Origin of the sequence: Sorangium sp. So ce726 (assembly GCF_051521405.1) — a bacterium.
Taxonomy (GTDB): domain Bacteria; phylum Myxococcota_A; class Polyangia; order Polyangiales; family Polyangiaceae; genus Sorangium.
The window spans coordinates 1,146,636-1,159,660 of the sequence record NZ_CP150349.1; the positions used below are offsets into that span (position 1 = coordinate 1,146,636).

Here is a 13,025-nt window from a genome sequence, read left to right on the forward strand (position 1 = left end):
CCAGCGTGTTCGAGCCCATCGCGATCGTCGGCCGCGGGTGCGTCCTCCCGGGCGCGCTCCACCCCGCGGCCCTCTGGGACAACGTGCTCGCCGGCAGGGACCTCCTGTCCGCCGCGCCCGACGGCCGCTGGCGCCTCTCCCGCGAGCGCGCGCTCGCGGGGGCTTCCACGCGCGACGCGCGCGACGTGCGCGACGCGAAGGACCGCGCGTGGAGCGACCGCGGCGGCTACGTCACCGGGTTCGACGAGCACTTCCGCAGCGTGCTCGCCAGGGACCCGTTCCCGCGGCGAGGCGGGCCGCCCGAGTCCCTGCTCGCGCTCGACCCGCTCTTCCAGTGGGTGCTTTACGCGGGCCGCGAGGCGCTGCGCGAGGCGGGTCACGAGGGCCCGTCCGACCGCGCGGGCGCGGTGTTCGGGAACCTCTCGTTCCCGTCGTCGGCGATGTCGGCGTGGGTCGAGTCGACGTGGCTCGGCGATCTCGCCGGCGTCCCGCGGCCCGATCCGCGCAACCGGTTCATGTCGGGGCTGCCCGCCCACCTGCTGGCCGACGTGCTCGGCCTCGGGGCCGGGGCGTTCGCGCTCGACGCCGCGTGCGCGTCGTCGCTGTACGCGATCGCGCTCGCCTGCGAGCGGCTGCAAGACCGCGAGGCCGACCGGATGCTCGCAGGCGCGGTGTGCCGCTCGGACGACCTCTTCATGCACATCGGGTTCTGCGCGCTGTCGGCCATGAGCCGCACCGGGCAGAGCCGCCCGTTCTCGTCGGAGGCCGACGGCCTGGTCCCGGCGGAGGGCGCGGCGTTCGTGGTCCTGGAGCGCCTGGCCGACGCGGAGGCCGCGGGCAGGCCGATCCTCGGCGTGATCCGCGGGATCGGCCTGTCGAACGACGGCCGCGGCCGCGGCCTCCTGGCGCCCTCCGTCGAGGGCCAGCTGCGCGCGATGCGGGCCGCGTACGCCATGGCGGGCCTCGATCCCCGCGAGGTGTCGCTGCTCGAGTGCCACGCGACGGGCACGCCCCTCGGCGACGCGACCGAGATCGCGACCCTCAAAGAGGTGTTCGGCTCCCGCGAGGTCCCGCTCGGCTCGCTCAAGTCGAACCTCGGTCACCTCGTCACGACGGCCGGCGCGGCCGGGCTCCTCAAGCTGCTCGGCGCCATGGCGGCCGGCGTCCGCCCGCCGACGCTGCACGCCGATCCGCTGAGCGACGCGGTGGCCGCGAGCCCCTTCCGGGTGCTGCAGCGCGCCGAGCCGTGGGAGGGGCGGCGGCTCGCGGGCCTGTCGGCGTTCGGGTTCGGCGGGAACAACGCCCACCTCCTCGTGGAGGCGTACGAGCCGTCCTCGCCGAGGGGCCGCGCGGCCCACGCCGCGCCGCAGCCCGCCGCTGCTGCCTCGCGCCCTGTCGCGGCCGCGCATCCCGCGCCGGCAGGCCCCCTGGCCGTGGTGGCCATGGGCCTGTGCGTCGGCGAGCTCAGCGGCGTCCGGGCCTTCGCTGAGCCGCTCCTCTCGGGTCGCGGCGCGGATCCCCGCCGGGCGACCGTGGCGCTGCCCGCGGATCGGCTCCGGTTCCCGCCGCGCGATCTGCAGCAGGCGCTCGCCCAGCAGACGCTGTTGCTCGAGGCGGCGATCGAGGCCACCGAGGGGCTCGCGCTGCCGCGCGATCGCACCGCCGTGCTCATCGGCATGGGCGCCGACACCGAGGTGTGCCGGTACATGACGCGCTGGCGGCTCGCCGAGACGGCGCCGGCGCGGCTCGGTCCGTCGGTCGACGTCGGCGCGCTCCGGGACGCGATCATCCCTGCGCTGCAGGCGGCGGGCGTCGTCGGGAACATGCCCAACATCCCCGCGAACCGGCTGAACAGCCAGCTCGACGTCGGTGGGCCGTCGTTCACGATCGCGGCCGAGGAGCTGTCCGGCCCCTGGGCGCTGCGCGTCGCGTCCCGCGCCCTGCGCGCCGGCGTGGTGGACGCGGCGATCGTCGGCGCGGTGGATCTCTCGTGCGAGCCCGCCCACGTGGCCGCGCTCGAGGCGCTCGGCGTCCGCCTGCCCCCCGGCGACGCCGCCGTGGTGCTCGTGCTCGAGCGCCTCGACGACGCCGTCCGGGAGCGGCACCCGGTCCTTGCGGTGGTCGTGGACGAGCCGGGCGACCCTGGCCTCGTGCTGTCGTCCACGGATCTCGCGCCGCGGTTCGGCCACGCGCACGCCGCCTCGGGCCTGCTGCACGTGGCCGCCGCGGTGCTCGCGTGCCGTCATGGCCGCAAGCCCGACGGGGCGCCGTGGTCCGACGAGATCCGGGTCGCCGAGGTCCGCTGCGCCGGCCTCGGCGGCGGCTCGCTGTCGGTCCGCATCGGGGCCGGCGGCCCTGCTGCGCCGCTCCCGCCGCCGCGATCGGCGGAGGGGCCGATGCTCACGCTCCCCGCCCACCCGCCGGCGATCGTCGTGCCCGGCGCGGCCTCCTGTTCATCCCCCGGAGACTCCATGGAACCTGCGCCGCCTCTGCCGTCCGCTCTCGACGACCTGCCGCCGCTGTACCCCGGGCCCACGGGGTTCTCTGCCGCCGAGGCGGATCAGGCGCCGTCCTGGGATGAGCCGCCGCCGGTCGGGCTGGCGGTCGTCACGTCCGTCGCCGCGAGCCTCGCAGAGGAGCCGCCGCCGGTCGGACCGGCCGTCGTCGCGGCCGCTGCCGTGGACATCCCGGGCGATGTGATCGCCGGCGCCGCGGCGTTCACCGTGCAGCTCGCGCAGATCCACAAGGAGTGGGCGGAGCAGCAGGCTCAGGTCCACCGCCGGTTCCTTCAGATGCGGCAGCGCGCGCTGGACTCGCTCGTGCAGGCGTCGTCGGGCGCAGCCGCGGTGGTGTACGAGGCCCCCTTGGCGCAGGTGCCCCACGCCGCGCCGGTCCGGATCGATGCCCCGCGCCCGGTTGAGTTGTCGCGTCCCGCCGCTGCGCCGCAGCTCGCCCGCGCCGAGTCGCCGCGTCCGTTCGAGCCGCCGCGTGTCGTTGAACCGTCGCGTGTCGTCGAGCCGCCGCGCCCCTCCGCCGTGCAGCCGCCTGCGCCGCGCGCCGCTGCCGCGCTGCCGTCTACGCCGCGCCGCGCCGCCGCGCCGCCGCCTACGCCGCGCCCCGCCGCCCAACCGGAGCTCTCCGCGGCGCCTGCCGTTGCGCCCCGCGGCCCCCGGTTCAGCCGCGAGCAGCTCGAGCACCTCGCCTCGGGCCGGATCTCCGACGTGTTCGGCCCGCTCTTCGCCCGGCAGGACGCCTATCGCCGCCAGGTGCGCATGCCCATGCCGCCGCTCCTGCTCGCCGATCGGGTCACCGGGATCGACGCCGAGCCCGGCTCGATGAAGCTCGGCACGATGTGGACCGAGACCGACGTGCGGTGGGACTCCTGGTACCTGCACGACGGCGCGATGCCGGCCGGCGTCATGATCGAGAGCGGCCAGGCCGACCTCCTGCTCATCAGCTGGCTCGGCGCCGACTTCGAGAACAAGGGCGAGCGCGTCTACCGCCTGCTCGGCTGCGAGCTCACCTTCTACGGTGGCCTGCCGCGCCCGGGCGACACGCTCGTCTACGACATCCACGTCGACGGGCACGCGAAGCACGGCGACGTCCGCCTGTTCTTCTTCCACTACGACTGCCGGATCGGCGGCGAGCTGCGCCTGAAGACGCGCAAGGGCCAGGCAGGCTTCTTCACCGACGAGGAGCTCGCGAGCTCCGGGGGCGTCCTCTGGGACGCGGATACCGCCGAGCCTGCGAAGACCGCCCGCCTCGATCCGCCCCGGATCGCGTGCCAGAAGTCCGCGTTCGACCGGGCCGACCTCCTCGCGTTCGCGGCCGGCGACGGCGCGGCGGCGTTCGGCCCCGGCTTCGATCGTTTGAGCACCCACGTCAGGACGCCGCGGATCAGCGCCCCGCCCATGCTGTTCTTCGATCGCGTCGACGTGTTCGACCCGGCGGGCGGCCCGTGGAAGCGCGGCTATCTCCGGGCCACGCTGCCCATCACGAAGGACGGCTGGTACTTCGAGGGCCACTTCAAGGACGACCCCTGCATGCCGGGGACGCTCATGTTCGAGGGCTGCCTGCAGGCGCTCGCGTTCTACATGGCGGCCATGGGCTTCACGGTGGACGCGGACGGTTTTCGCTTCGAGCCCGTGCCGGAGATCCCCTACCTGCTCCGCTGCCGCGGCCAGGTGGTCCCGGCGAGCCGCGTGCTCACCTACGAGGTGTTCGTCGAGGAGGTCCACGACGGCCCGTGCCCGACGGTGTTCGCCGACTTCCTGTGCACGGTCGACGGCCTCAAGGCGTTCCACGCCCGCCGCGTGGGCCTGCGCCTCAGCCCCGACTGGCCGCTGACGAGCGCCCCCGAGCTGCTCGACGGCCACGTCGAGCCGGTGCCGGTCGCGCGCGTCCCCTGGTCCGAGACGGGCGCGCCGCCGCCGGACGGCGCCTCAGCGGACGCCGGCGGCTTCCCGCTCGATTACCGCAGCCTGCTCTCCTGCGCCTGGGGCAGGCCGTCGGACGCGTTCGGCCCGCTCTACCGCAGGTTCGACGGGGGCCAGCACGTCGCCCGGCTCCCGGGGCCGCCGTACCACTTCATGAGCCGGGTCCTGTCGGTCTCGCGCCCCATGGCGGCGATGAAGGCCGGCGCCGAGGTCGAGGTCGAGTACGACGTCCCGGAGGAAGCGTGGTACTTCGACGAGAACGCGAGCCTCACGATGCCGTTCGCGGTGGTGCTCGAGGCCGCGCTCCAGACGTGCGGCTGGCTCGCGAGCTACGCCGGCTGCGCGCTCTCGACCGACGGCGCGCTGTACTTCCGCAACCTCGACGGCAAGGGCACGCTGCACGCCGAGGTCCTGCCGGCGGCGGCCGGCGGCGCGCTGCGCACCCGATCGCGGCTCACGAACATGTCGCGGTCGGGCGGCATGATCATCCTCTCGTTCCGGGTCGAATGCAGCCTCGGCGGCGCGCGGGTGTACGACCTCGACACGGTGTTCGGCTTCTTCCCGAAGGCCGCGCTCGCGACGCAGATCGGGATCCCGCCGAGGCCCGAGGAGGTCGCCGCCCTCGATGAGCCGTCCGACTTCGAGGTCGATCTCCGCGAGCGCCCCGCGCGGTACTGCGGCGGCAAGCTCGGGCTCGCGCGGCCCTCGCTGCTGATGATCGATCGGATCGACGGTCTGTGGCAGGCCGGCGGCCGGAAGGGGCTCGGCCGGCTCCGCGCGCGGCGGGACGTCCACGCGTCGGAGTGGTTCTTCAAGGCCCATTTCCTGGGCGATCCCGTGCAGCCAGGCTCGCTCGGCATCGAGGCGATGCTGCAGACGATCCAGTTCTGGATGCTGCACCAGGACCTCCACGCGGGCCTCCGCGATCCGCGGTTCGAGCCCGTGATGACGGGGCACGAGCACTCCTGGCGGTACCGGGGCCAGGTGCTGCCGGCCAGCCGGCGGGTGACGGTCGACACCGACATCCTCGAGGTCGGCCGCGACGACCGCGGGCCCTACGTCATCGCCGAGTCCTACCTCTGGGTGGACGGCCTGCGCATCTACGGCGCGACGCTCGGCGTGCGGATCGTCGACGGCGCCTCGCCTCGGGCGCGGTCCGACGTCGGCTTCGACCCGCGCGCGAGCGCGCGCCGCCTCGCGTCGCTCCGGGGCGCCGTGGGCGGGAGCCCGCGCCTGCGCCCGCAGGAGCAGCCCGCGGCGAAGGCCGCGCCGGCGCCGGCGCTCGACGACGTCGAGGAGGTGCTGGACCCGGACGGGTGGGTGGCGGACCACCGCCCCACGTGGACGGTCCCGGCGCTCCCCGGGATGAGCATGGTCGACCGGCTGGCCGGCGCCGCGTTGCGGGCGCGCCCGGGGAGCGTGGTCGTGGCCGTGGAGGACGTGGTTGTGCAGCGCTGGCTGCCCGTGCCGGGGCCGGTGCGCGTCAAGGCCGAGGCGACCGGATCGGGCGACGTCCTCGATGTCCGGCTGCTCGCGTGGCGCGAGGCATCGAACCCGGCGCTCTCGCGGTTCGAGCCCGTGTGCACCGGCCGCGTGCGGGTGGCTCGCGAATACCCGCCCGCCCCGGCGCCGGAGCCGGCGCTCGACGCGCCGGAGGCGGACGATCCGTACGCGGCGGGGACGCTGTTCCACGGCCCTGCGTTCCAGTACCTGACGGCGCTCCGGCTCGGCGCGCGCGGCTCCTCGGCGGTGCTGGACCCTGCGAAGGGCTCGGTGCCCCCCGGCACGCTGCACCAGGGCATGCTCGACGCCCTGACCCACACCATCCCGCACGACCGGCTGTCGCTGTGGGATCCAGAGTGCCCGCCCGCCCAGATCGCGTTCCCGTCGCGCATCCCGTCGCTCCGCCTGTACGGGCCGGCGCCCGAGTCGCCGGTGCGCGTGGAGGTGCGTTACGAGGGCCGTGACGATCGCTTCGTCTCGTTCCGGGTGCAGGCCATCGCGCAGGCCGGGGCCGCGGCGGGAGAGCGCGTCTGGCTGGAGCTCCGGCTGGTCGAGGTGCTGCTCCCGCAGGGGCCGATCGGCGGCGCGCCGCCCGGGATCCGCCGGGCGTTCCTCCGCGATCGCGCGCCGGTCGACCTCGCTGTCTCGCGTGTCGATGCGGCGTCGGGCGAGGCGCGCTGCAGCCCCGCCGACGTGCGCACGATGGACTGGATGCCCGGCACCGTGGCGCAGCTCTACGCCGCGTCGGGCGACCTCGTCGAGGCGGCGGCGGTGAAGGATCACGTCGCGCGGCGCGCGGGCGTGCACCCGTCGACGGTGTCCCTCGCCGGCGTCTCCTCGGCGCAGCCGCTGACGCGCTGGCCGTTCACCGTGGCGCGCGAGGGCTCCGAGGTCGCGGTCCGCGACGCGGGCCCGCCCGTGATCGACATCGCGCCGGTCCGCCGCTACTGGGGCGCGGCCATGGGCATCGGCCGGTGGCCGGCGGAGGACCTGTACTTCGGGCTCATCGAGCGGTTCATCCGCCGGGTGCACGTCGTCGATCCCGAGGCGTTCAGCGCTGTGAAGGGCCGGAGCCTGCTCTACCTCGGCAATCACCAGGTCGGCGTGGAGTCGCTGCTGTTCGGCATCGCCGTGTCCGGCTTGACGGAGGTCTCGACGGTCACGCTGGCCAAGGCCGAGCACCGGGCGACGTGGCTCGGCACGATGCTCGCGCACTGCTTCGCGTACCCTGGCGCGCGCGATCCGAAGGTGATCACGTACTTCGATCGCGAGGACAAGGCGTCGCTCGGGAGCATCATCGCCGAGCTCGGGGCCGAGATGCAGGGGGCTGGCAAGGGCGTGATGGTGCACGTCGAGGGCACGCGGTCGCTCGAGTGCCGTACGCCGGTGCGCAAGATGAGCGGCTCGTTCATCGACATGGCGCTCGCGGTGGGCGTCCCGGTGGTGCCGGTGCGCTTCTCCGGCGCGCTGCCGCCGGAGCCGCTCGAGCGGCGGCTCGAGTTCCCGCTCGGCATGGGCGTGCAGGACATCTGGATCGGCCGCCCGCTGCTGCCCGAGGAGCTCGCGGGGCTGACCTACAAGGATCGCAAGGACCTCGTGATCAGCAGCATCAACGGGCTTGGCCCGAGCAACGCGGTCGAGCAGCCGTTCCCTGGGGATCCTGCGTTCGCGGCGTCGGTGGACGCCTGGGTGGAGGAGGCGGGCGTCGCGCACGAGGACGCGACGGTCTTCCGGGTGCTGCAGGCGTGCGCCGACCCGACGCCGGAGACGGCGGCGATCCTGGAGGCCGCGCGCACCGGGCGGCTCGTCGCGCCCGACGCCCGGCGGGCGGACTGGCTGCGGAAGCTCGCCGCGCGGCTCCTCGGGAGGCGGCTCGGGGGGTGAGCCGCTGCTCGCTCACAGGAGCGAGCCGTCGCCGCGCGCGTGTCACGGCCACCGTTTCGGCGGTGACGCGCGTGCGAGCGAGGTGTCTCACCACCTCATCGCCGCCGGCTCCGCGACCCAGTTCAGGCTCCCCCCGTTGTAGTCCGGCTCCGGCCGCGTCAGCGCGTACGTCAGCACCACGCCCCCCGTCACCACCGCCGCCGCGCCCGTCCAGAACCACCACCGCGTCCACAGCGACGGCCGCACGGGGATCAGCTTGGCCGTCATATCCGCCCGCTGCCCCGCGTGCAGATCGAGCGTCGCCGCGTACGTCTCGAACCCGTCCCGCACCACCTCGATCCTGTACTTCCCCGGCGGCCGCTCGAGGTCGATGGGCGCGAGCCCGGCCTCGCGGCCGTCCACACGCACGAGCGCCTGCGCCGGCTCCGCGCGCACGGCCACATGCGCGGGGAGGATGTCCAGGTGCAGATCGAGCGTGGCCTTGTCCCCCGGCCTGTAGGTCTTCTGGACGAACGCATCCTGGCGCCCGGGCCGCGCCGCGCGGAAGAGGTGGACCCCGGGATCGAGCTCCACGGTGAACGTCTTCTCCCCCGGCGCCGCTGCGCGCTCGGCGGACCCGGGGAGCGTCACGAAGACCCGGGTCCCATCGTCGATGGCCAGCCGGAGCGCGCGCCCGTCGACGGTCAGCGGGGTGCCCGGGGGATCCAGCGTGACCGCCACCCGGACCACGAGCTGATCCAGCTCCGCGACGAACGCCCTGGCGTCGTCGATCTGCGCGGGCGCCAGGCCCTCGGTGCCCGCGAGCACGCGGCGGAAGGTGCGGCGCGCGGCGACGTAGCGGCCCAGGGCGCGCTCGCAGAAGCCGATGTTGTACTGGACGATGGGCGCGTCCCGCGCCGCCGCCGCCTCCTCGAAGGCGGCGAGCGCCTCGCCCCACTGCGCGTCCTTCGATCGCTGCACGCCGAGCAGGAACGCCGCCCTGCCGCGCGCGGTGCGCTCATCGACCGCCGGCGCCTCTGCCGGCGCCGCCGCCGGGTCCGGCGCCTCGGCGCGCGCGCGTCCGGCCGTCGAGAGTTCGAGCGCCGCCACGACCAAGCCACCCAGGATCCATCGCGTCCGCATCGTACCCCTCGTCCCTGGCCGCTCCCTCAGTCCGTCCCGCCGCAAGCGATCTCGCAGTGGGCGAGCGCGCAATCGAGCCCGGCCTTGTGGGTCGCCACCGCGTCCGGGAACATCGCATCACACTCCATGAGACAGGCCTGGTCCGCGACGTCGCACGGGACCTTGCAGTTGTCCAGCAACGCACACTCGAACTCGTGCTGGCAAGCCGCCATTTCATCGGCGCAGTGCAGGTTCTGGCACTTGACGCAGGGGTCCAGCGGCTCGTTGCCGCAAGCGTCGTTGTCGAAGCAGAAGTACTGCATACACGCCATCCGGTGGCTGTAGGCGACGTAACCTGCGGTGTGCGCCTGGTAACACGCGCTCTCGCAGGGCGAGAAGGCCGCATCATCCGGGTCCTCGGCGCACGCCTTGACACACGTGACCAGGTCCTGGCAATCCTGGTCGTCTCTGCAAGCCTGGTAGGTCTCGCAGCAGCGCTCGTCCTCGCACTTGTAACAGGTGTTCGGATCCGTCGACGGCGAGCACGTCTGGTTGAAATCCGGGTCTGTCGGGGCGGGGATCTGACCGCAACCGGCGCACGCCGCGCCCGGGCCGGCGAGGCGGCAGTCGATGAAGGCCTGTTTCGCGCTCTGGCCAAGAGAGCCGGTGACGGGCGGGCACGCCTGCTCGCACGCGATGTCCGCGTCCCCGCTCGGGCTCAGCGGACAAGCGTCGAGGCAGTCGAGGTAGGCGGCGCAGCCCGGGTCGGCCGCGCAGGCGTTCACCTGGGACAAGCACGCTGTCTGCTCCACGCACGTGCCGCACGCGCTCGCGCCGTAAGTGGCCTCACCGCCGCCACCACCGTTGCCGCCGCCGCCGGCGCCTGAGCCCGTGCTCGCCGCCGCTCCCGGATCTTCGGAGGAGGAATCGCCGTCGCACGCGGGGGAGAGCGCCGCCGCGATGGCTACGGAGAGCGCGGCGAGCACAGGCCGGGTGACCCACGACATACAATCTCCTCGCGAGCGGCAGAGCGATGTTCGGGTGATTCGGGGGATTCGGGTGATTCGGGGGATTCGGGGGATTCGGGTGGAGCAGCGAAAGAACCCTCTTGGCCTCGCCCCTCCTCGATGATAGCGAGGAGACTACTCCTGGGTCCTGTCGGGCGGCAACGAGAAAGGCGAAAGGCGGCAGGTGGTCGAACCGACACGCGCGCTCTCGATCCTCGTCGTGCTCGCTGCGGCAGGGCTCTCCGGCTCCTGCGGCGAGCGAGAGCGACCGCAGCTCCTCGTCGTCGTGGACACCGACGCGCCGGTCGCTGCGCAGCTCCTGGCAGACCCCTCCATCTCTCCGGAGGCGGTCATCGATACGGTGCGTATCGACGGGTTCGACGAAGCGTGGCGTCCCGGCTGCATCGATGACGTCGACTGTACGGCGAACTTCGTCCTGCCGGACCCTTCGTCCTGGCCGTTCTCCTTCGGGGTGGCCGCGCCGGAGGCGGAGAGCGCCGTGCTCCGCCTGCGCATCCGAGCGTTCCGCGGCGCCGTAGCGGCGCGGGGTAAGGACTCCATCGAGGGGAGGGTGTTCTCGACCATCGATCCTCCGCCAGAGGCCGCCATCGACCGGCTGATCGAGATCGCGCTCCCCGTGTCCGGCGTGGAGACGGTGCAACTCCTGCTCTCGGCCGACTGCCTGGGTGTGCCCGCGTCGCTGCGCAAGCCGCCGCACACATGCATCGACGCCATCCGGCGGATGGCGGCCCCATCGGAGGGCGTCCTCGTCGGATCGGAGGCCGACATGGGCGCGACGCGCGCCGGCATGTGGCCGCGCGCGCGGGAGGTCCCCTGCGGCGCCGCGCCCGAGGGCGCTGATGCCGTCTGCATCCCCGGCGGATTCAGCGTCATCGGTCAGGCCGAGCTCGCCGGCGTCGACGAGCAGAGCTACGTCTCGGTCGTGCCGCCGCGGCCGGTGCATGTGGGCCCGTTCTTCATGGACAGGACGGAGTTCACGGTCGGTCGTTTCCGTGCGCTGCTGAACGAGGGGCTCCTCCACGCCGAGGGCGATGACCTCGCCGGGCCTGATCCGAGCAGGACGGGGCTCGCAGACTGCCGCTGGCTGGGCGCCACCGACGGAGCGAACGATGGGTATCCCCTCAACTGCATCTCCTGGCGCCTTGCCCGGGAGGCGTGCCGAGCGAGCGGCGGTGATCTGCCGACGGAGGCGCAGTGGGAGCACGCCGCGCGGGGTCGAGGGCAGGGGCGGATCTATCCCTGGGGTGACGCGTCTCCCGCGTGTTGCACGGCGAGCGCCGGGCGGGGGACGCTGTGCCCTGGCGATCCGGGGCCGGAGGAGGTCGGCTCGCATCGGCCCTCGGCGACGTGCGGTGGCCTGGGCGACAGCTCCAGGGATGGCGTCCTGGATCTCGGCGGGAGCTTGAGCGAGCTGTGCGCCGACAAGCTGGTTCCGTATGGAGAGGGCTGCTGGAGCGCGCCCGGGATCTTCGTCGAGCCCCGCTGCGACGATGACGGCATCAACGCACACGCCGCCCGCGGTGGAGACTGGGCCAGCGGCCCAGCGAACACCAGGCCCGCGTTCCGGAGAGGGGATGTCCTGGACTCGCTGCACGGCTTCCGGTGCGTCTACGCGGGAGGTGCGCCGTGACGGCTCGTGGCCTGTCGACGGCGCTCGCGGCTGCCGGGTTTCTGCTCTCGGCGCTCTCGGCGTGCGAGCCCGAGCCGCGCCAGTGGCTCGTCAGCGCCTCGACCGACGCACCGGCGCCCCGGTTCGGCGATCACCTGCTGCTCGAGGTGATGGGCGAGGGCGCGATCTGCACCGGCTGCATGCGGCTCATCGGGGTGGATGGGCCGGACAGCCTGCCCGTCAGCTTTGGCGTGGTCCCGCGGGAGGAAGGCGCCGCCGTGCGGGTCCGCGCGCGGCTCTACCGGGCCGAGCAGGCGGGCCCCGACGGCCTCCCCCGCGGTCAGGCGCTGATCGACGCCGTGGCCAGGCTCCCGCCGCTCGATGGCGAGACGCACGTCGCCCTCGATCTGTCCATGCGCTGCTTCGGCGTCCCGAGCCTCCCCGAGCAGCGCGCGACCTGCGACCCGGAGGCGGGCGCGCTCGCGCCGGAGCCGGTGCTTCCGCTGCTCTCCGAGGTCGAGGCCCGGCCCGAGCCCGGCTCCTGGCCGAGCGCGGCCCCGGTACCCTGCCAGGGGCCGGTGCCGGCGGGGATGGTGTGTGTGCCCGGAGGGGTCTTCCTTCTCGGGACGCCGCGGCCCGGTTACACCGTCGATCTCGACGAGCTGAGCCAGCCCGAGCGCCTCGTGCAGCTCGGCGCGTTCGCCATCGACGCGGACGAGGTGACCGTGGGCACGGTCCGGGAGCTCGTGGCGACAGGGCAGATCCGATCGGCGCCAATTGCCAGGGACATCGACGCGCCGGGGTCGGACCTGGGCGCTTGCACGTACCTCGGCGCGTCCGACGGCGCGAACGACGCGCTGCCCGTCAACTGCGTCACCCACGCGCTGGCGGAGGAGGCCTGTTCCGCGCTGGGAAAGCGGCTCCCCACCGAGGCGGAATGGGAGTACGCGGCCGGCAACCTCGATGACGAGACCGCCTATCCCTGGGGGAACGGCGGGGATCTCTGCGCGATGGCGCTCCTCGGCAGGGGCAGGGGCAGCGGGGAGGTCGACCAGGACGTGTTCGAGAACTCCGGCTGTCGCCCGCTCGACGCGCCAGTGCCCTGGGGGCCTGTCGCCGGAGGGGCCCCGAGCGATGTGACCGCCCTTGGCATCCGGAACCTCGCCGGGAGCATGTCCGAGTGGGTGGCCGACACCTTCGCTCCCTACGCCGCGCCTTGCTGGCAGTCGGGCGGGCCGCTCCTCGTCAATCCGGTGTGTCGCGAGCCTGCGCCCGGCGCGGCGCCGAGCTTCTCCTATCGCGGGAGCTCCTGGTCGGGTTACAAGTTGGGGGCCCGGGCCACGGCGCGCAGCCATGAGAGGGCGTCGGCGTTCAATCCGGCCACCGGCTTCCGTTGCGCACAGCCGATGTGACCGCGCTGCCGTGATTCCCGGCCGGCCGGCGACCGCGATACGCTGCGTCCGG

General features: G+C 73.9%; 5 protein-coding genes. 3 read left to right on the forward strand and 2 right to left on the reverse strand.

Translation table 11 applies throughout. The features are described from left to right. Nucleotides 1–5 precede the first annotated feature (5 nt). Nucleotides 6–7,823 (forward strand): beta-ketoacyl synthase N-terminal-like domain-containing protein, encoded by a 7,818-nt coding sequence (locus tag WME79_RS04255; RefSeq protein WP_437532240.1) that lies wholly within the window; start codon nucleotides 6–8, stop codon nucleotides 7,821–7,823. Between the two features lie 87 nt (nucleotides 7,824–7,910). On the opposite strand, the gene WME79_RS04260 is transcribed toward WME79_RS04255, so the two are convergent. Then, nucleotides 7,911–8,945 (reverse strand): PEGA domain-containing protein, encoded by a 1,035-nt coding sequence (locus WME79_RS04260; protein WP_437532243.1) that lies wholly within the window; start codon nucleotides 8,943–8,945, stop codon nucleotides 7,911–7,913. Between the two features lie 26 nt (nucleotides 8,946–8,971). Next, nucleotides 8,972–9,931 (reverse strand): hypothetical protein, encoded by a 960-nt coding sequence (locus tag WME79_RS04265; protein ID WP_437532246.1) that lies wholly within the window; start codon nucleotides 9,929–9,931, stop codon nucleotides 8,972–8,974. A 184-nt stretch (nucleotides 9,932–10,115) separates the two neighbouring features. Between WME79_RS04265 and WME79_RS04270 the strand changes: the two genes are divergently transcribed. Together WME79_RS04270 and WME79_RS04275 are read left to right on the forward strand one after the other, a co-directional pair. Further along, the gene (locus WME79_RS04270) at nucleotides 10,116–11,582 is read left to right on the forward strand and encodes a formylglycine-generating enzyme family protein (RefSeq protein ID WP_437532248.1); all 1,467 of its coding nucleotides are present in this window, start codon (nucleotides 10,116–10,118) and stop codon (nucleotides 11,580–11,582) included. Continuing rightward, nucleotides 11,579–12,973 carry a formylglycine-generating enzyme family protein gene (locus tag WME79_RS04275; RefSeq protein WP_437532251.1) on the forward strand — a complete coding sequence of 465 codons (1,395 nt, stop codon included), beginning with the start codon at nucleotides 11,579–11,581 and terminating at the stop codon, nucleotides 12,971–12,973. The genes WME79_RS04270 and WME79_RS04275 overlap by 4 nt, the downstream gene beginning before the upstream one ends. Nucleotides 12,974–13,025: the final 52 nt, after the last annotated feature.